A 17,885-nucleotide genomic window follows, 5' to 3' on the forward strand; every position below is an offset into this window, starting at 1 on the left:
TGCCCCGTTTCCACGATGGGTCTACCGTCGAGACCACGGATCACTTCCATACCTCTTGTGATCCCCATTCCTCCGTCGGACGCGGTGAGCGTGTTCAACTCCGAAAGGAGCCAAAGTCATGAGTGACGAGAAGAAGAATCTGCCGGAGAACTCAGCCGAAGACCAGACCGAAGACGAGCAGGACATCGAGAGCACTGCTGTCGGAGTCGGCGCGGATACCGACGCCGAAGGCAGTTCCAAAACTCCCGAAGAGAGGCTTGAGCGAATCGCCGCTGAGCACGATGTTCCGATCGATCGGGACCCTGAGGAAGCCCAGGCCAAAGCCGAAGGGGCCTCCTCCCCAGACAAAGACCGAGATATCAGCGGTGGAGACACGAAGGAAGAGGAAGACGACTCCGTGGAGCCGCCGGACTGAGAAGGCGGCCCGGCTTACGAGGCCGCTGATTCTCGCTTCGAGAAGCCGCCGAAGTCCACGATGCAAGAACTCCGTGGACACAACTGTGCGCAACCGCTGTCATTTGGTTAGGTAGAAGAATGACAACACGCGCCGGCCAGTTGGCCCAGGACAAGGATCTCGTTGACATCCCTGCCCTTCTCGACTCCTATCACGACTTGGTTCCCGACCCCTCGGTGCCTTCGCAAGCAGTGAGCTTCGGGACCTCCGGCCATCGCGGTTCGAGCTTCAATCGCTCCTTCAACGAGGCGCACATCGCGGCCATCACCGCGGCGATCGTCGACTTCCGCAGAGAAAAAGGCATCCGTGGGCCGGTCTTCCTCGGCCGTGACACTCACGCACTGAGTGAGCCCGCCTTCCTCACCGTCCTCGAGGTGCTCGCCGCAGCCGAGGTTCCGGCGCTCATCGACGAACGCGACGGCTTCACCCCGACCCCCGCGGTCTCCCACGCGATCCTCGGCTTCAATGGCGGGAAGTCGCGCGAGGATGCGCAGGCCGACGGCATCATCGTCACTCCCAGCCACAATCCGCCCGCCGACGGCGGCATCAAGTACAACCCGCCGCACGGCGGACCCGCCGGTGCCGAGACGACGACCTGGATCGCCGAACGCGCGAATCAGTATCTGGCCGAGGGGTGGGAGAAGATCCCGCGCACCCCATTCCAGCGGGCATTCCATCTGGAGAACACCGAGAACTTCGACTATGTCTCGAACTACGTCGACGACCTCGAGTCGGTCATCGACCTCGACGTCATTCGCAGCTCCGGGCTTAAGATCGGCGCCGATCCGCTCGGCGGAGCCAGCGTCGACTACTGGGCGGCCATCGCCGAGGACTACGACCTCAACCTCGACGTCGTCCACCCGGACGTCGACCCCACCTGGTCGTTCATGACCCTGGATTGGGACGAGAACATCCGCATGGACTGCTCCTCCCCCTATGCGATGGCCGGCCTCATCGCCTCACGCAACGATTTCGACATCGCCACCGGCAACGACGCCGATGCCGATCGTCACGGCATCGTCACTCCCGATGCAGGCCTGATGAACCCGAATCACTATCTGGCAGCCGCCATCGACTACCTACTCGACTCCCGCACCGACTGGCCGAAGGGCGCCGCGATCGGCAAGACTCTGGTCACCTCGTCGATCGTCGACCGCATCGTCGCCGCGCATAATCGCACCCTCTTCGAGGTGCCCGTCGGATTCAAGTGGTTCGTTCCCGGGCTGCTCGACTCCACGCTAGCCTTCGGCGGTGAGGAATCCGCCGGCGCATCGTTCCTGCGCAGCGACGGCAAGGTCTGGTCGACGGACAAGGACGGCATCATCCTCGCACTGCTTGCCGCCGAGATGACCGCGAAGACCGGACAAACACCCTCGCAGCGCTACGCCGGGCTGGCCGCCAACCACGGCACGAGCGCCTACGCCCGCCAGGACGCACCGGCCACACGAGAACAGAAGGCCCGACTGGGCTCCCTGGATGCCTCTCAGGTGAGTGCAAAGACCGTCGGCGGTGAACCCGTGAAGGAAGTGCTCACCTCGGCGCCGGGCAACAATGCCCCCATCGGCGGCCTCAAGGTCACCACTGACAACGCCTGGTTCGCCGTGCGGCCTTCGGGCACCGAGGACGTGTACAAGATCTACGCCGAGTCCCTGCGCGATGAGGACCACCTGCTCCAGGTCCAGTACGATGCCCGCGCTCTCGTCGACGGGGTGCTGGAGTAAGCCCACGGTTGGTCCGCGTTCAGGTGCGGGCCGCAGGCGCGGGTGCAGCCGTTGATCGCAGCTTCACAGGCAGTCCATCTGCTATCCGATCGAAGCCGGCAAGTATGCTGACGAACTCGTCAGCGCCTGGGGCCAGGACAACACGACCTCATCGCCTTTAGTTCCAGTCATCGATCTAAAACTCGATGACTGGAACTAAAGGCGATTATGCGTCCGCTGATATCGGCCGAAACTCGCCGTACAACAAGAGCCCCGCTCCAGGATCGCCCTGGAGCGGGGCTCGATGTATGACTCAGCGGAGCTGGGAGTCCACGTCTGCGGCTGCGGTGAGCCGCCGCGGCGAGGAACGCCCGGGGACGAGCCGCCTCGGCGAGGTTTTAAAGATGGGCCTCCGGGGCGTTCTGCACGTAGTCGGCCACGGTGTCGTTCTTGAACGCGTCGCGGACCTTCTTCAGCTCATCCTCGTCGACGTTGACGATCGACTGACCGTCCGAGGAGGTGCCGACGCCGGCGACGGGCGCGGTGAAGAACTCGATGTCACCGGGGCGGACGTCGCGCATGTTGAACGCGGTCGCGGAGATGTACTTCGCGTCCATGCCCGAATCGACGTACATGTACGGCGCGAAGTTCTTGACCATGTCTTGGATCTTCTTCGGGTTCGACAGAGTATCGGCCGAGATCATCTCGTTCGTCAGCCCGCGGATGAACGCCTGTTGGTTACGTGCGCGCTGGAAGTCGCCGTCCTGGAACTGCTTGCGCTCACGCACGAAGGTCAGCGCCTCGTCACCGTTGAGGACGTTCTCGCCCTTGGTGAACGAGTAGCCGTTCTTCTCGAACGCCTGCTCGGAGTTCACGGTCACCCCGCCGAGGCTGTCGGTCAATGCCTTGAATCCCTCGAAGTCGATGATCGCCACGTGATCCAGTTCGGTGCCGATGAAGTCCGAGACCGTCGACACGGCCAGCGGCAGACCGCCGTAGGACAGTGCTGCGTTGATCTTCGACTTTCCGTGGCCCTCGATGTCGACGTAGGTGTCGCGCGGGATCGACATGATCTGGACGTTGCCGCCGTCCTCGGGCAGGTGCATGACCATGATCGTGTCCGAACGCAGGCCGCGCGAATCGTTGACGTCGACATCTTTCATCGACTCGTCCGAGCCCAGGAGCAGGATGTTCGTGCCGTCGCCGTCTTTGCCGCCGCCGGATTTGCCGAAGACCTGCTCATCGCTGAGCTGGTTCGCGTTCTTGTCGAACGACCGGCCGACGCTCCAGACGTAGACCCCGACGCCGAGCACGCCGAGGATGACGATGATCAGCAGTGCGACGAGAACCTTGCGCCACACGCGCTTCTTCTTGCGCGGGCGCTGCTGTTCCTCGTTCTGGTGGTCGAAGAGATCGTCGAAGGTGGTGTTGTCCGTCATCGGCACTCCGGGGTTTGAGCGGTCGGCGCCGGGCGCCGGGGTCATTGGGCAATCCCGCTCATTGTATAGCGACCGAAGTGACCCATTTCTCAGCCACGCGACGCACCCCGTACCCCACCGCGGGGACGGGCAGGAGGACAGAGCCGCCTCGGCGAGGTGTTCTGCCTTGTCAGACGCACTGATCCTCGGCTTCGACCGGGTGGACCGGGACTGATACCGGTTCGTTACCCACCGATGACCTCCGGGGGTCGAGGTGAGGGGACTCACCAGGAATAACGCAGAATTCGTCTGGCTGTCGTTCGGAGCGCTCGGTAGACTTTCCAGGTGTTCAATAACTATCGGGAAATTCTGTCGCTTCCCGGTGCTCTCAAGTTCTCCTTGGCCGGTCTCGTCGCCCGGATGCCCATCGCAGTGCTGGGGCTGGGAATCGTCCTCTTCATCCAGGGCGTGACCGGGTCATACGGCATGGCGGGCATCGTCTCCGCCGTCTACATGATCGTCCAGGCACTTGCCGGCCCCGGGATCGCTCGCCTCGTCGACCGCCTCGGCCAGGCGAAGGTCATGGTGCCCATCGTCATCACCCACCTCATCGCGTTGGCGCTGCTCATCGTCTCCGTGTATGAGGAATGGTGGACGGGATTCGTCTTCGTCTTCGCCGGCATCGGCGGCGCCACCGTCGGCTCCGTCGGTTCGCTCGTGCGTTCGCGCTGGTCGCATATCGTCGACACCCCGAAGAAGCTGCAGACCGCGTTCTCCTGGGAATCGGTCGCCGATGAGCTGATGTTCGTCTCCGGGCCGGTGCTGGCCACGGTGCTCGCCACCGCCGTGTGGCCGCCGGCGGGAATCATCCTGTCGATGATCACCGTCGGCGTCGGCTCGCTGCTGCTCTACATTCAGAAGTCGACCGAACCCCCACCGGTGGAGCGGACCACCGAGGCGAAGGGCCACGTGTTCTCGAACCCGGGCATCTTCGCGATCATCATCGTCAACATCTTCCTCGGGGTGAACTTCGGTGCCATCGACGTCATCGCCGTCGCCTTCGCCGACGAACTCGGCGTGAAGTCCACGGCCGGGGTGCTCCTGTCGTGCCTGGCGCTGGGATCACTGGTCTCCGGCGCGCTGTACGGGGCCCGGAACTGGCAGGCCGCCGTCCATCACCGCTTCGGCGTGGCCGTGTCCGCTCTGGCCGTGGGCGCATGCCTGATGCTGCTGGCGAACTCGATGGTCACCTACGGCATCATCCTCATCGTCGTCGGATCGGCGATCGCCCCGAGCCTCATCGGCGCGAACTCCGTCATCGAGCAGCTCGCGCCCCCGCGCAGACTCACCGAGGCGTTCGCCTGGCTGGGCACCTCGCTGGGCTTCGGCGTCGCCTTTGGATCGGCCGTCGCCGGCAACATCATCGACGCCTTCGATGCGAAGACCGCGATGCTGCTGCCCGCCGGCTGCGCTGTGCTGGGAGCGATCATCGCGCTGTCGCTGCTCAAGCTGCTCAATCCCAAGCGGTCGAGTCATGAAGCGCGACTGGCGAAGGACCGTCGGCGCGAAAAGGTTGTCGAGTCGTAGGTCGGCGGTGGGCGAGTGTTGCGGCGGCCGGTGAGGCCGATGCGGCGACCGGCGGTCGCCTCGGCGAACGCTGCAGCGTCGACCTCGGCGAGCATCCGTCACTGTTGGTGTGACACCCTCGCGTTGATCTCTCTTCGCGCCACTGGCTGCGCATCCGTCACCGTTAGGGCCACGTCCCTGCGTCAGTCTCTCCTCGCACGCCTGGCTCCGCACCCGCCACAGTTAGAGCGAAAACACCCCGTTGCGGCGGGGTGTTTTCGCGTTTGCGGGACGTTGTGCGCGCAGGAGACGACGGCTCACCGGCTCAGCCCGGCTCCGGTGGCCCGATCGCAACCCAGCAGGACCACGAAACTGCGGGGCAGCCTCGGCGATGTCAAAGATCATTGACATACTGATGTCAAACATGCTTTACTTTTAGATGTAAAAAGAAGTTGACATCAAGGAACGGTATGGAAGTTCAGACCTCGGACCTCAAGCAGGTTCGCAAGGCTTCCGGGCTCACGCAGGCACAGTTGGCCCAGCTCACAGGGGTGTCGCGGCAGACGATCATCGCGACCGAGCGCGGCGACTACGCCCCCAGCGTCTATCTGGCGCTGCGCATCGCCCGAGCCCTGAACACGACAGTCGAAGAGATCTTCTCACTGAAGGAGGAATCCCAATGAACAGCACGAGCGACAAGAAGAAGCACACCAACGAACTCGCCGACAGGATCGCCGGTTTCAATGATCCCTCGATGGGCGACGAACGTGAGCGCGACGTCATTCTGAGGGCATATACCTTGGGGGCCGTCGTCTCCACCTACGTGTTCTTCGCGCTTGCACTCATCTTTGCCGTCTTCGGCGCGGGAATGTGGAGTGTGATCATCGTCTTCGGCTCCATGGTGACCAGCATCGTCATCTCTGCATACTGCCAGCGTGAGAATGTGGACTTCTCCATGTCTATGGCTCGCGTCTCGCCGAGGCGGCTGATCGTCGGCAATATCGTCCACGCCCTGTTCGCCATCGTTTGGGTCGGTGCAATCGTCTTTCATATCAGCAACGGCTACCCGCTCATCGATGTCGGAATGGGCAATCAAACGATGCCAGGTGCTCCCTCCAGCACCTATTCCATTGCGATCGGCGCTGCGTTCGGCTTCATCGTCGCGCTGACCATCATGACGATCTCCCGGGTACGCAAAATCAAGCAGGCCCGCGCCGAGGCGGCCGCCGCCGCTGAGATCGAAGACGAGGACTGATTTCGCCGCGTCAGAGGTCGCCAGGTCGGCTGCGGGTACCAGCCTGAGACCGACGACATCAGTCACCGGCGGCGCGTCAGCTCACCGTGAGTCGCGCATCCATCACCGTTAGCAGCATTTCACCCCGTTGCAGAGGAGTGAAATGCTGCTAACGGTGTGGGGTGTTGCGTATGGCCCGGGTCGCTGCGGACTGCGGGATGAGTGATCGACGCTCCGCTGTGCTGCGACGCCCCACCGGTTCCAGGCTCACGCCCAGTCTTTCTTCGCCGACGTCTCGCCGACTCCGGCGTTGAAGACGTTGTGCGGGTCGAGGTCCTTGAAGTGCGCTTCCATCTCCGGCGGCACAGGGTAGAGCCGGCCGTAGTTGTGCTCGGCAGGCACGGCCGCACCCCGGGCCTCGAGCAGTTCGGTCATCTGCTGCTTCAGCGCCACCGTGTCGACGCCCTTCTTCGCCACGTGGTCCTGGTGGAGGACGTGGCAGAAGAAGTGCCCGTAGTAGGAGCTGATGTGCAGCTGGTCGGCGATCTCGTCGGGCAGCACCTCGAGCCAGTCCTCATCGTCGCGGCGCAGCGCCACGTCGAAGGTGATCATGTCCGAGGAATCCTCACGGTTGAGGTTGAAGTACCGGGTCGCGGCACTCGCGGCACCGAAACGATGCAGCATCGCGGACTGAGCTTCATCGGCGCTGCACACGAAATAGTCACCTTGGTGGGCCGCCTCGGCGAAGAAGTCGTCAAGGAACGCACCCATCCGGTTCTTCTCCTCGGCACTGACGACGAGGAGCAGGTGATGCTCGAAGCGGTCGCGGTACTCGAGCATCCGCTTAGGCAGCTGCTGCGGGAGCAGACCGAACGCGTTCTGCGCGATCGTGTCGGCGACGGTCTCGCCGAAGAACGGCAGCTTCGCGAACACGCCGTTGGCCCAGTTCTTCAGCGCGAACAGCCTGATCTGCTCGCGGCTGCCGGCGTGCTTGATCGAGACGAACGTGTCTTTGCCGTACTTCTCGGCGAGGTCGAACGAGGGTCGGCCCATGTATTCGCCCGAGATCGGCAGCGGCATGTCCGAGGTGAGGATCGCCCGTCGCAGCTCTTCGAGTTCGGCCGCGGAGTTCGTGCCGACGTAGAAGGTGGTCGCTCCCTCTTCCTTCGGGAAGGTGCGGGTGCGCACGGCAAAGACCATGAGCTTCCCGGCGGAACCGGAGGCCTCGTACAGGTAGTCGGAGTTCGCGTTGAACCGGGCCGGGGAGTCGACGATCCTGCGGACCTGTTCCCCATACTCGGTCTCCGTCGTGTCCTCCGGGGCCGGCGTGACCCCGGCAGGGTCCCAGTCTCCGCGCTGGAGTTTGTCGAGAATGTGGGCGGGGTCGTCGCCGAGCTCCACGCCGAGGTGGTTGACGAGCTCGAGTCGCCCCTCCTCGTTGACGCGGGCGAAGATCGCGTGCTTCGTGAACGCCGGACCCTTGCGGATCTGGGAGCCGCCGGAGTTGTTGGCGATGCCGCCGATGACGGAGGCGCCGATCGAGGATGAGCCGATGACCGAGTGCGGTTCGCGGTGGAACGGGGCGAGCGCCTCGTCAAGTTCGTAGAGCGTGGATCCGGCCAGGCAGATCGCTTCGCGGGCGTCGTTGATGAGGTGGATCTCGTTGATCCGCAGGGTGGAGATGATGACGATCGGACGGTCGTAGTCCTGCGCACCGGGGCCGGATCCGCCGGTCAGGCCGGTGTTGGCCGACTGCGGAATGACGATGAAGTCATTGTCGACGCAGACCTGCAGGGCACGCCACATGTCGACGAGGCTGCCCGGTCGCAGCACGGCCAGCACGTTGCCGCCGCCGAAGCGGTTGCCCTTGGCGTACGGTGCGGTCGCTCGCGCGGAGGTGAGGACGTGGCGCGGACCCATGATGTCAATGAACGCGTTGACGGCTGGGGACTGGTGATTTGTCTTGCCGGGCATATGGTCGATCCCTATCGGTAGGCGACGGTTGTTCTCATGGTAGGTGTCTCGGTTCGCACTCCGCATCCCCTCTCAGAACTACCCGACGGCGGCCCAGCAACCTGGCGCCAGGTTGCTGGGCCGCCGTCAGGTAGCAATTAGGGGTGTTTGGTGGATATGGCGACTGCTGAGAGGCAGACTAGGCAGATGACCGCCACGGCCGCCAAGGACACCGAGTATGGCAGCACGGGCAGTAAGGCGGCGAGCACGGTGGGCAGCAGGAACCCGGAGTACGCCAGCGAATAGTAGACCCCGGTGATGCCGGCGAGCTCCTGCGGTGAGGCGATGGCCTGGACGATGATGAGCCCCGAGACCACACAGATTCCGTAGGCGACACCGAGCACGATCGCCACGATGAACGCGAGGATCGGGTCCAACAGAAGTGCGGCCACCGCCCCGAGCCCCATCCCCACGGTCATCAGCGCCAGTCCCACGACGAGCGCCCGCCCGCCGGTCAGCCGGTTGATCCACGGCACGATGTTCTGCACCAGCGCACCGGCTCCGAGCGTGACGACGGTGAGCACCGTGGCGTACATCGTCGTCCACTCCCCCAGCTCTCCCTGCACGATCGCCGGCATCACGGCATAGGCGACCCCGGCGGCACCGAACACCCAGGGCGCGGCCGGCACGATCAGTCGCAGGAACGTCCGATGCGCCACTAGCGGAACGCGCAGACCGTGCCACCAATGGCCTGCTGCCCGTTGGTCGCGAGGCATCGATTCCGGCGCGAAGATCACCAGGATCAGGGCGGCGATATTGAGCACCCCGTGCACGGCGTAGGGCACGACTTCGGGCACCGGTCCCCATTGGGCCAGGCACCCGGTGACCGCCGCGCCCATGGCAAACCCCAAAGTCAGCGTCAGTGAAGGACGCCGGGCACCGGCGGTGATTCCGGCCTGGTGATCGAACGGCGGGGCCGAGAGCTCCTTGATCCAGCTCGTGCCCACCGACATCGCCACCCCGACGCCGATCCCCGCGAGCACCCGACCCAGGCAGAGCAGCCAGAACAGATCGAAACCGATCCCGAGCCCTAGACTGCCGGCGATCGCGGCGAGCGATCCGGCGATGAGGACCGGTTTGCGTCCATGCCGATCCGACAGCGCCGAGGCGACCAACAGTCCCGGAATGAGTCCGCCCACGTACATGCCCAGCAGCAGGTTCGCCTGCCAGATGGCGTAGCCGCCGTCCTCCTCATACATGTGCACGAGCGGGGTGAAATGATTGCCGCCCCATGCGAGCAGGAACATCGCCGGGGCCACCATCAGCCACGCCCGCGCCCGCCGTGGCCGTTCCGGCCCACGATCGGGATCCACCTCGCCGAGGTGGGACCGGGCAGGGTTCGGAACCTGCGTTTCGACGTCCGTGGCGGGGGCCGCCTCGGTGCGGGTATTCCTGTCCCCGGTGGGGACTGCCTCGGCGGCGGTGTCGTTCGTGGAGGTCGAGGGGTAAGCGGTCATGGTCCTCCTCAGCGGGACTGCGGGAAGTGGGAGCCTTCGATGTGGGCGCGGACGAGTCGGGCGAAGCCTTCTGCGTCGCCCGCCTCGGCGCGGTCGGTGAGAGTTTCGTGCTCGGTCAGGAGCGTGTCGAGGGTGTGCGGCGCGTCGATGGCGACCTGGAAGGTCAGGCGGGCCAGGCGCGGGCCCATGGTGGTGAGCATCTCGGTGACGATGGCGTTCTCGCCGCTGCGGATGAGGCGGGCGTGGAAGGCGTAGTCGGCGCTGGCGAAGCCGAGCGGATCGCCCGCGTCGAGGGCCTTCCTCTGCTCGCCGAGCAGGGTGCGCAGATCGGCGGCCAGAGCGGTGAGGTCTCCGCTGTCGGACAGTGTCTCGACGGCGTCGATCTCGAACATCGAGCGCACGGCGAGCAGGTCGCGGCGCTCCTTGCCCGTCACGGTGGTCACGAGCGCGCCCTTCTTGGGGACGAGGCGGACGAGGCGCCAGCGTTCGAGCTGGAGCATCGCCTCCCGGGCGGGGGTGCGACTGGCGTTGTGCGCGGCGGCGAGGTCGGACTCGATCAGGAGGTCGCCGGGTTCGTGTCGGCCTTCGATGATCTCCCGGGCGGTCGCCGCGGCCATCCGAACGGCGATCGGAGCGGAGTCGTCGATGCGCTGCCAGGGCAGTGTCAGCAAATCATTCACGGGCCCACGATAACAGATGCATACATTGATGAATGCATCATGTCCTGGCTCAGACATACCTGACGGCGGCCCAGCAACGTCGCGCGAGGTTGCTGGGCCGCCGTCAGGTAGTAATTATCGGGAGGATTCCTGGGACCGCTGATGGTGAGATAGCCGCGTGATAGCCACCATGTACAACGCAGAATTCAACCTAGGATGACCACTGCGATTCAGCTTGAACCTGACCGCGGGCCGCCTCGGAGACGAGGGTGCCGGCGGCGTTCTCGGGTTCGATGAGGCCCGAGGGGTGGAACTGGACGAGTTCGGCGTCGCGCAGCCGGCCACCGGCCTCGACGGCCAGGCGGAAGGAGTCACCCGTGTTCTCATCCCGACGCGAGGAGGTGCTCCGCCAGATCCGATTGTGCCCGCCGGCGGCAAGGATGACGGCGTCGGCATAGATCCGGTAACCGGTCCCGTCAAAGACGTCGAAGCCATAGGCACCGAAGATGCGACCGTCGGCGACGAGCAGCTTCGTGATGTACACGCGGTCGAGGATCGGAACATCTGAGGCTTCGGCGCGACGAATGAGGGTGCGCTGGATTTCCAACCCCGTGTAGTCGCCGGCGAAAGCGGTACGACGCCAGGTGTGGGCGCCGAAGAAACGCTGAGAGTTCCGACCGTCGTCCTCCTTCGCGAAGTCCATCCATATCGTCAGCCTCGCGACGCGCGCTGACGTGCGCGCGACCAGGGCCGCCTCGACGATGGAGTCGACGGTCCTGTCCACAGCCCGCACGCTCACCGACACCGAAACCGGACTGGCGGCGCATGTGCGCCTGGTGGGGTGAGGCGGAGCCTCGGTGAGGACGGAGTGCCTCTATGCTTCAGTCGAAAGCGTGCGGACCATGGTCGAGACCTTCGGACCGTTCGGCACCTGCGTCTCGGCGATGGTACTGAAACCGAATCGAGCGTAGAGAGTGACATTGCGCGGATCCGACGTCTCCAGCGACACCAGGGAGCCGATCGTGTCCATCCGGCGCAGACCTTCGGCGAGGATCGCCGACGCGATGCCCGACCCCCAGCTGTCGGGTTCCACACCGATGGCGGCGAGATCCCACGCGGCGTGGGGCCGCGACGGCGGGTGTGTGGCCGTCAGCACCTCGAGGCGATCACCGAGCAGCTCAATCACGCGATTCTGTCGCTCGGAGGTGAGGCCGGGAGCTTCCGGGGGGCACGAAGGCCGCCACGCCCCGGCACTCCTTCTCAACGATCACCAGCCCGCACTCGACCGCGTGGGCGAGATAGATCGCCTGCAGCTCCTCCAGCCGCGCACGATAGCGGTCGGCCGGCACCGTCCACCGCGTCCAGGGGTATTCGTCGAAGGCTCTGGAGAGCACTTCTGCGGCGGCGGGAACATCGGCGGCAGTCGCCTCACGCACGGCAATCATCACGATGCCAATCTACCGCGGTTCGACGGGTTCGCCGACACCGTCGATGCCCACAGTCAATGATCCAACGGCGGCTCGTGACCCTGCCTGGGGTCCGCTCAGTCGTCGCCTCAGAACCAGGCGTCGGCGAGCAGTCGCAGCGACCGGCGCTGCACCTCTGGATCGTAGGCATAGGTGACTGTGATGAGCTCGTCGGCGCCGGTGCGCTGAACGAACTCGGCCATCTGCGCGGTCGCTGTGTCGGGCGAGCCGACGGCGCTGATGGACAGCATCGGGCTGGTCCCGCCCTGAGCAGAGATCTCGGCCGGGTCGACCGGGGGTTGCAGATTGCGGCGGCGACCGGTGCGCATGTCATTGAACATCTGCTGGACTGAGGTGAACTGGCGGGCCGCCTCGGCGTCGGTGTCGGCAACCAAGACGTTGATCCCGGCCATGACGTAGGGCTCGTCGATCTGCGCGGTCGGCGCATCGGTGGTGAACGAATCGCGATAGGTCTTGACCGCGATGTCGATCTGATCGGGTGCGAAGTGCGAGGCCAGAGAGAACGGCAGGCCCAGCTGACCGGCGATCGAGGCGCCGTTCATCGTCGATCCGAGCACCCAGATGGGCACGTTCATCCCCGCCGAGACCGCGGACTTGATCGGCATGGTGTGTGCCTGCCCCGCCTCGGAGAACCAGCCCTGCATGTCATAGATGTTCTGTGCGAAGTCCTGTGGTTCCGCCGACGATCGGGCGAGCGCCTGCGCGGTCATCCCGTCCGTGCCGGGTGCGCGCCCGAGGCCCAAGTCGATGCGATCACCGTGGATATTCGCGAGCGTTCCATACTGTTCGGCCACCATGAGTGGCGCGTGGTTGGGCAGCATGACACCGCCGGATCCGACCCGGATCTTCTCCGTCACCGAGGCGGCCTGTGAGATGAGGAGGGCCGTGGCGCTGGCGGCCAGGCCCATCGTGTTGTGGTGTTCGGCGAACCACAACCGCTTGTACCCCAGCTCGTCAGCCAGTTTCGCCGAGGTCATCGATTCGGCGATGGCATCGCGAGCGGTGGATCCTTCCCGAATGGAGACGAGATCGAGAATGTTCAACGGAACGGACAAGGCGGAAAGCTCCTTCGGTGGGCGTACGGTGCGGTTGCGGGATGCAGTCGCAGAATTTCAGACATTTGAGACAACAGTCCGAGCAGACGGTTCTATTCCTGGGCAGATGATCCCAGCCAACGGCAAGAGGTTCAGTTCTTGAGCGGCCGACGGATAGTCTTGTGCCACCGGGCTCCCCGACGGAAGAGAGCATGAGCACCCCAGCAAGCTCCCGCACCGGACGGCTCATCACCGGCGCCGCCATGTCCCTGGCCGTCGTCCTCAGCGCTTGTGCCTCCGATTCGGGCTCCGGCGAGACCAACGATCGGGGCGGGGAGGAGTCGGGGACCGCCTCGGCGAGCAGTGGTTCCGGATCATCCGACGCCGGGTCAGGATCGTCAACACCGGGCGCGGACTCTCCCGAGGTCGTCGCGACCGGCCTCGAATCCCCGTGGTCGATCGCCTTCCACGGGCAGACCATGCTGGTCAGCGAACGCGATTCGGGTCGCATCCTCGAAGTCTCCGCGGGTGGCGACGTTCGTGAGGTCGGCCGGATCGATGATGCCTCGTCCTCGGGTGAGGCGGGCCTCCACGGTCTCGCCGTCAACGATGATCGTCTCTATGCCTTCTTCGCTGCCGGGACGGAGAATCGGATCGTGCGATTCCACCTCCTCGGCGAGGCCGGGAATCTGTCCCTGGGTGAGGAGGAGACGATCCTCGACGGTCTGCCGACCGCGAACTTCCACAACGGCGGACGGCTGGCGTTCGGCCCCGACGACATGCTCTATGCCACGCTCGGCGATACGGGCGATCGCGACAGCGCGCAGGACGAGGGTGCACTGTCGGGAAAAATTCTGCGTATGACGCCCGACGGCGACATACCTGCGGACAATCCGTTCGCCGATTCGCTCGTCTTCAGTATGGGGCACAGGAACCCGCAGGGCATCGGGTGGGACGATGAGGGCGCGATGTACGCCTCGGAATTCGGGCAGGACGCGTGGGACGAACTCAACGTCATCGAAGCCGGCGGGAACTACGGATGACCCGAGGTCGAAGGCATTGCGCAGGGTGACGGTGCGGGTGACGGCGGCTCCGGTGACGGGGACGGCGATTTCATCGACCCGGTGCAGCAGTGGTCCCCCGACGAAGCGAGCCCCAGCGGACTGGCCGTCGGCGATGACAGCATCCTGATCGCCGGGCTGCGCGGCGAGCGCCTGCACCGGGTTCCGCTCGACGACCTGAAGTCGTCGTCAGAGTTGTGGACCGGCGAGCATGGACGACTGCGCGATGTGGTCGAAGTGCCCGACGGGTCGCTGCTCGTGCTGACGAACAACACCGACGGTCGCGGAGAACCCGCCCCGGACGACGACCGTCTCCTGCGTTTCACACCCTGACGGCGGTGCCTCGTTCAAGGCGAAGCGCACATTTCGAACGGTGTACCTCGCCATAACCGCGCTGACGCTTGAACGAGATCGCCACCGACCCCGCCACGATCCGAAGACACCGAGGCCCCGAAAGCTCATCGCGTTCGGGGCCTCGTGCAACCGGTGCTGTGTGGGCGTTCTCGCTCAGTTGTCCTTGGTGCCGGGCAGGCCCTGGGACTTGCGACGCATGAGCAGGACGACGATGACGATGATGGCCAGGCCGCCGACGGACAGCAGCACGATCATCGGGGTCGACATTCCTGAATCGCTGCCGGTGGACTCGCCGATCTCGCCGCGGTCTTCGGTGTCCTTGCCCGGCTCGTCGACGACTCCGCCGCCGAGTCCGGCCTTCGTCGACTCTCCGGATGACTCCTTGACGTCTCCGCCGGCGCCTTCGGCATCCTTGATCGCGAACGAGTAGTCACCAGAGATCGGGTGGCCGTCCTGCGACACCACGCGCCAGGTGACCTTGTAGTCGCCGGGTTTGAGATCATCGGGCAGAGCGACGCTGAGTTTCTTGCCCTCAACGGTCAGCTCACCTGCGGAGACATCCTTGCCGTCGACGACGACCTTGACCTCGGAGCCGACTTCCTGGATGTCGCCGGAGAAGTTCATCTCGAGCCATTTGGGCTGCTGATCGAGTTCGGCACCGTCCTCGGGATTCGACGACACCAGCTGGTCGTGGGCACTGGCGGCGGGGGCGAATGCGAACACGCTCATCGCGGCCACCAGCAGGGCGGCGAAGCCCAGCCTGAGAGCGGACCAGTTCTGTCGTGTCATGAGACGAGTCATGAGAGTTTCTCCTTCGAGGCGTACCTGCGACGTCGGTCGTGTCAGCAAGCTTGTGCCTACTAGTATCACTGAGTTTTCGCGGCCAGCGCGCGCAGACGATCCGTGATTCCCGGCACGGACACTTCAATTGTCTCAAGAGTTTCTTCGAAATCCTTGAATTCGCCGTACCAGGGATCCTCGACATCCGGCGCCGGAACACCGTCGCCCTCGACCCCGTCCACCCGCGGATCGAACTCGCGCAGCATCCGCAGCTCCGGGGCCGCCTCGGCGGTAAGAACTGAGATCATCCGCTGCAGGGCACGATAGTGGCGGGCGGTCATAGCCACCGCCACATCGCGGTCGGCCAACCATTCGGGCGTGATCTGCCGGGCGACATGATCGTCGGTGCGGTAGCCGGCGGCGGCGAGCACACGCGCCTGACGTGGGTCGATGGGGTTGCCGGCCTCCTCGTCGCTGATCCCGGCGGAGTCGACGACCGCCTCGGCGCCGGTATCGGCCAGATGATGTAAGAGCACACGTTCGGCGGTGACGGATCGGCAGATGTTGCCGGTGCACACGAAGACGACGGATGCCAGACTCATATCTCCTCCTCGGGCAGGGCGTGCGGGGCTCTGATCACGATACTGTGGGGCCATGACTTCTGAAACCTCACAGACCTCGATCAGGCCTCAGGACGACCTGTACCAGCACATCAACGGCGAGTGGATCGACTCGTTCACGATCCCCGATGACCGGGCCGGCGACGGAGCCATGCGTGAGCTCTTCGACACCGCCGAGACCAAGGTCCGCGACATCATCACCTCAGTGACCGACAGCCCGCAGGAGCCCGGCTCCGAGGGGCAGAAGGTCGCCGACCTGTTCACCTCGTTCATGGATGTCGATCGCATCAACGAACTCGGCGTCGCCCCGCTGACCTCGACGTTCGCAGCCATCGACGCCGCCGAGGACAAATCTGAGCTCGCCGCCCTGCTCGCCCGGTTGGAGACCGAAGGTATCGGCGGTCTGCTCGGCGGGTACGTCACCGCCGATGCGAAGGACTCCGACGTCTACGCCCTCTATCTCGTCCAGGCCGGCATCTCCCTGCCCGACGAGGACTACTACTTCAACGACGACCACGCCGAGGTGCGCGCGAAGTTCCTCGCCCACGTGCAGAAGATCGCGGCCCTGGCCGGCCTCGGTGAGAAGTCCGGGATCTCCGACGCCGAGGTGGCCGCCAAGGTGATGACGTTCGAGACCGAACTCGCCCGCCACCACTGGGACCGCGTGGCCTGCCGTGATGCGGAGAAGACGTACAACAAGTATTCGATCTCAGAGCTGCGTGACCTCGGGCTCGAGTTCGACTTCGACTCGTATCTCGGCATCCTCACCGCCGATGCGACCGACCTGAAGTACCTCGTGGTCTCCCAGCCCTCGTTCGTCACAGGCATGGCGAAGGTGTGGGCGGAGACCGACATCGAGACCATCAGGACGTGGCTGCGCTTCGTCGTCGTCTCCGACACCGCCTCGCTGCTCTCCGATGAGTTCGTCGAGGAGAACTTCGACTTCAACTCCCGCACTCTCTCGGGCACTCCTGCCCTGCGGGAGCGCTGGAAGCGCGGGGTCAGTCTCGTCGAGGGCTACCTCGGTGAGGCCGTGGGCAAACTCTACGTCTCAGCTGAGTTCCCGCCGTCGTCCAAGGACGCGATCGACCACCTCGTGGGCATGCTCATCCAGGCCTATGACAAGTCGATCCGCGAACTCGACTGGATGAGCGAGGAGACGAAGGAACGCGCCCTGGTCAAGCTCTCGAAGTTCACTCCGAAGGTCGGCTATCCGGAGGTGTGGCGGGAGTACCCGGCCGCGATCGACTCCTCCGACCTGGTGGGCAACGTGCGTCGCTGCTCGCAGGCCGAGCATGTGCGGCAGGTGAAGCGGATCGGCGGACCCATCGACCGTACGGAATGGCTGATGACCCCGCAGACGGTCAACGCCTACTACCACCCGGTGATGAACGAGATCGTCTTCCCGGCAGCGATCCTCCAGCCGCCGTTCTTCGACGCCGCCGGTGATGTGGCCGCGAATTTCGGAGCGATCGGTGCAGTCATCGGTCACGAGATCGGTCACGGCTTCGACGATCAGGGATCGCGTTATGACGGTGACGGCAACCTCGTCGACTGGTGGACCGAATCGGATCGGACCCTGTTCGAGGAGCGCACGAATGCGCTGATCGCCCAGTACGAAGAACTGGTTCCGACCGGTCTCGAGGCCAACCAGCACGTCAACGGGGCGCTGACGGTCGGTGAGAACATCGGTGACCTCGGTGGTCTGTCGATCGGATGGAAGGCTCTCGAGCTCGAACTCGGCGAACGCGCGGGCACTCCGGGCGTGCCGGTGGCGCCGTCGCCCGAGCAGGCGAAGGCGTTCTTCGAGGCGTGGGCGAAAGCCTGGCGGTCGAAGATGCGCACCGAGGAGCGTGTGCGCAGGCTCTCGATCGACCCGCACTCGCCGGAGGAGTTCCGCTGCAACCAGGTCGTGAAGAACATGACCGCCTTCCACGACACCTACGACGTGGCAGAGGGCGACGGCATGTACTTATCCCCCGACCAACGAGTCACCATCTGGTAATCGCTACCTGACGGCGGCCCAGCAACCTCGCGCGAGGTTGCTG

General features: G+C 64.8%; 15 protein-coding genes and 2 pseudogenes. 7 read left to right on the forward strand and 10 right to left on the reverse strand.

The genetic code is table 11. From position 1 onward, the window contains the following. The first annotated feature begins 118 nt into the window (after positions 1 to 118). Positions 119 to 415 (forward strand): hypothetical protein, encoded by a 297-nt coding sequence (locus BI49514_RS10015; protein ID WP_101546409.1) that lies wholly within the window; start codon positions 119 to 121, stop codon positions 413 to 415. Between the two features lie 119 nt (positions 416 to 534). Further along, entirely contained in the window at positions 535 to 2,175 is a 1,641-nt protein-coding gene (gene pgm, locus BI49514_RS10020) for a phosphoglucomutase (alpha-D-glucose-1,6-bisphosphate-dependent) (protein ID WP_101546410.1), read from the forward strand. 377 nt (positions 2,176 to 2,552) lie between these two features. Here the strand turns inward: pgm and BI49514_RS10025 are convergent, their stop codons facing one another. Then, positions 2,553 to 3,593, reverse strand: coding sequence for an LCP family protein (locus tag BI49514_RS10025; protein WP_101546450.1), 1,041 nt, complete (start codon positions 3,591 to 3,593; stop codon positions 2,553 to 2,555). Positions 3,594 to 3,917: 324 nt separating this feature from the next. Between BI49514_RS10025 and BI49514_RS10030 the strand changes: the two genes are divergently transcribed. From BI49514_RS10030 to BI49514_RS10040, 3 genes are all read left to right on the forward strand, one after another. Continuing rightward, the gene (locus tag BI49514_RS10030; protein WP_101546411.1) at positions 3,918 to 5,159 is read left to right on the forward strand and encodes an MFS transporter; all 1,242 of its coding nucleotides are present in this window, start codon (positions 3,918 to 3,920) and stop codon (positions 5,157 to 5,159) included. 449 nt (positions 5,160 to 5,608) lie between these two features. Next, a complete protein-coding gene (locus BI49514_RS10035; RefSeq protein WP_101546412.1) occupies positions 5,609 to 5,821 on the forward strand; it encodes a helix-turn-helix transcriptional regulator in 213 nt (70 codons plus the stop codon). Continuing rightward, a complete protein-coding gene (locus BI49514_RS10040) occupies positions 5,818 to 6,393 on the forward strand; it encodes a hypothetical protein (RefSeq protein ID WP_101546413.1) in 576 nt (191 codons plus the stop codon). Before BI49514_RS10035 ends, BI49514_RS10040 begins: the two co-directional genes overlap by 4 nt. Before the next feature lie 246 nt (positions 6,394 to 6,639). Here the strand turns inward: BI49514_RS10040 and dld are convergent, their stop codons facing one another. The 7 genes and pseudogenes from dld to BI49514_RS10075 all read right to left on the reverse strand — a co-directional run bounded on the left by dld (position 6,640) and on the right by BI49514_RS10075 (position 13,043). Continuing rightward, entirely contained in the window at positions 6,640 to 8,346 is a 1,707-nt protein-coding gene (gene dld / locus BI49514_RS10045; protein ID WP_101546414.1) for a D-lactate dehydrogenase, read from the reverse strand. Positions 8,347 to 8,483: 137 nt separating this feature from the next. Next, on the reverse strand, positions 8,484 to 9,842 hold the full coding sequence (locus tag BI49514_RS10050; protein WP_244195316.1) for an MFS transporter: 1,359 nt from the start codon (positions 9,840 to 9,842) through the stop codon (positions 8,484 to 8,486). A gap of 8 nt (positions 9,843 to 9,850) precedes the next feature. Further along, a complete protein-coding gene (locus tag BI49514_RS10055) occupies positions 9,851 to 10,522 on the reverse strand; it encodes a GntR family transcriptional regulator (RefSeq protein WP_167444007.1) in 672 nt (223 codons plus the stop codon). 220 nt (positions 10,523 to 10,742) lie between these two features. Next, positions 10,743 to 11,204, reverse strand: a pseudogene (locus BI49514_RS10060) (FAD-binding protein); the annotation flags it as partial. Between the two features lie 171 nt (positions 11,205 to 11,375). Next, positions 11,376 to 11,687: a GNAT family N-acetyltransferase gene (locus tag BI49514_RS16685; RefSeq protein WP_208635002.1), complete on the reverse strand. Its 312-nt coding sequence runs from the start codon at positions 11,685 to 11,687 to the stop codon at positions 11,376 to 11,378. Next, on the reverse strand, positions 11,680 to 11,949 hold the full coding sequence (locus BI49514_RS16690; RefSeq protein ID WP_208635001.1) for a hypothetical protein: 270 nt from the start codon (positions 11,947 to 11,949) through the stop codon (positions 11,680 to 11,682). Before BI49514_RS16690 ends, BI49514_RS16685 begins: the two co-directional genes overlap by 8 nt. 107 nt (positions 11,950 to 12,056) lie before the next feature. Then, entirely contained in the window at positions 12,057 to 13,043 is a 987-nt protein-coding gene (locus tag BI49514_RS10075) for an LLM class flavin-dependent oxidoreductase (RefSeq protein WP_101546416.1), read from the reverse strand. Positions 13,044 to 13,285: 242 nt separating this feature from the next. Between BI49514_RS10075 and BI49514_RS10080 the strand changes: the two are divergent. Further along, positions 13,286 to 14,416 (forward strand): annotated as a pseudogene (locus BI49514_RS10080) (PQQ-dependent sugar dehydrogenase). 174 nt (positions 14,417 to 14,590) lie between these two features. Here BI49514_RS10080 and BI49514_RS10085 read toward each other — a convergent pair. Both BI49514_RS10085 and BI49514_RS10090 read right to left on the reverse strand, forming a co-directional pair. Beyond that, complete coding sequence (locus BI49514_RS10085) at positions 14,591 to 15,238, reverse strand: copper resistance CopC family protein (protein WP_244195315.1); 648 nt, start codon at positions 15,236 to 15,238, stop codon at positions 14,591 to 14,593. Between the two features lie 65 nt (positions 15,239 to 15,303). Continuing rightward, a complete protein-coding gene (locus BI49514_RS10090) occupies positions 15,304 to 15,819 on the reverse strand; it encodes a low molecular weight protein-tyrosine-phosphatase (protein WP_101546417.1) in 516 nt (171 codons plus the stop codon). Positions 15,820 to 15,871: 52 nt separating this feature from the next. Between BI49514_RS10090 and BI49514_RS10095 the strand changes: the two genes are divergently transcribed. Further along, positions 15,872 to 17,842, forward strand: coding sequence for a M13 family metallopeptidase (locus tag BI49514_RS10095; RefSeq protein WP_101546418.1), 1,971 nt, complete (start codon positions 15,872 to 15,874; stop codon positions 17,840 to 17,842). Positions 17,843 to 17,885 lie beyond the last annotated feature (43 nt).

The sequence above is a fragment of the Brevibacterium iodinum ATCC 49514 genome (assembly GCF_900169265.1).
Classification (GTDB): Bacteria; Actinomycetota; Actinomycetes; order Actinomycetales; family Brevibacteriaceae; genus Brevibacterium; species Brevibacterium iodinum.

Coding starts and splice junctions, on each gene's coding strand:
- BI49514_RS10050 (WP_244195316.1), bottom strand. CDS start 9,842: ATGACCGCTTACCCCTCGACCTCCACGAACGACACCGCCGCCGAGGCA.
- BI49514_RS10025 (WP_101546450.1), bottom strand. CDS start 3,593: ATGACGGACAACACCACCTTCGACGATCTCTTCGACCACCAGAACGAG.
- BI49514_RS10085 (WP_244195315.1), bottom strand. CDS start 15,238: ATGACTCGTCTCATGACACGACAGAACTGGTCCGCTCTCAGGCTGGGC.
- BI49514_RS10090 (WP_101546417.1), bottom strand. CDS start 15,819: ATGAGTCTGGCATCCGTCGTCTTCGTGTGCACCGGCAACATCTGCCGA.
- BI49514_RS10040 (WP_101546413.1), top strand. CDS start 5,818: ATGAACAGCACGAGCGACAAGAAGAAGCACACCAACGAACTCGCCGAC.
- dld (WP_101546414.1), bottom strand. CDS start 8,346: ATGCCCGGCAAGACAAATCACCAGTCCCCAGCCGTCAACGCGTTCATT.
- BI49514_RS10035 (WP_101546412.1), top strand. CDS start 5,609: ATGGAAGTTCAGACCTCGGACCTCAAGCAGGTTCGCAAGGCTTCCGGG.
- pgm (WP_101546410.1), top strand. CDS start 535: ATGACAACACGCGCCGGCCAGTTGGCCCAGGACAAGGATCTCGTTGAC.
- BI49514_RS10015 (WP_101546409.1), top strand. CDS start 119: ATGAGTGACGAGAAGAAGAATCTGCCGGAGAACTCAGCCGAAGACCAG.
- BI49514_RS10095 (WP_101546418.1), top strand. CDS start 15,872: ATGACTTCTGAAACCTCACAGACCTCGATCAGGCCTCAGGACGACCTG.